Annotated in this window: 1 protein-coding gene; it reads left to right on the top strand. The window is 70.2% G+C overall.

Features of this window, described 5'->3' with window-relative positions:
• A partial coding sequence (locus tag ELR45_RS41760; RefSeq protein ID WP_240760267.1) for a hypothetical protein occupies positions 1-706 on the top strand: 706 nt, incomplete at its 5' end.
• Between the last annotated feature and the right edge of the window lie 55 nt (positions 707-761).

The following is a 761-nucleotide window of genomic DNA, read 5'->3' as shown; positions in this document are numbered from 1 at the left end:
GCTGGCTCCCGTGCTGGTCCGGCGGATCCGGCCGGCCTTCCTGATCGCCACCGGCCTGGCCATCGGCGCCGTCGGAGTCACGCTGTTCCTGCTGGTAGATGCAGGCGGCAGCATAGCCCCGCTCATCACCGGTGCCTCGCTCATGGCCGGCGGCTTCGCACCGGCCGCCGCGCTGGGAACCGACCTGATCATCGGGGCCACGCCACCGGAGCGTGCGGGAGCGGCATCGGCGGTGTCCGAGACCAGCCAAGAGTTCGGCGGCGCGCTGGGCCTGGCCATTCTCGGCAGCATCGGAGTCGCGGTGTACCGGAACCAGCTGACCGATTCCCTGCCGGCCGGTACCCCCGAGGCCGCGGCCGAGACATCGAGGGACACCCTCGCCGGTGCCGTCGCAGCAGCTGACCAGCTGCCGGTTCAGCTCGCCGACCCGGTGCTGAACTCCGCTCGCGCAGCGTTCACCGCGGGCTTCCATGCCGCCGCGGTGGTGAGCGCGGTGCTGATGGTGGTCGTCTCCGTATCCATCGCGGTGCTCCTGCGTCATCTGCGGCCGCACCAAGCGCAGGTGGACTCGGAGCCGGCGGACACTGAATCGGAGCAGGCGGACACCGAACAGATCCCGCAGCCGGCCGAGACATCGCCCACGTTCGAGGTGATTCCCGCACCCGCCAGGAGGCCCGATACGGTGGCAGGCACAGGATTGAACTGATCGAGACGAGCCGGTGGTTGCTGTCACCCGACGCTTCCACCGGCTCGGTGGCGAA

The organism is Phytoactinopolyspora endophytica, assembly GCF_004138495.1.
GTDB classification, from domain to species: Bacteria; Actinomycetota; Actinomycetes; order Jiangellales; family Jiangellaceae; genus Phytoactinopolyspora; species Phytoactinopolyspora endophytica.
This window is presented reverse-complemented; position numbering and strand designations above follow the sequence as displayed.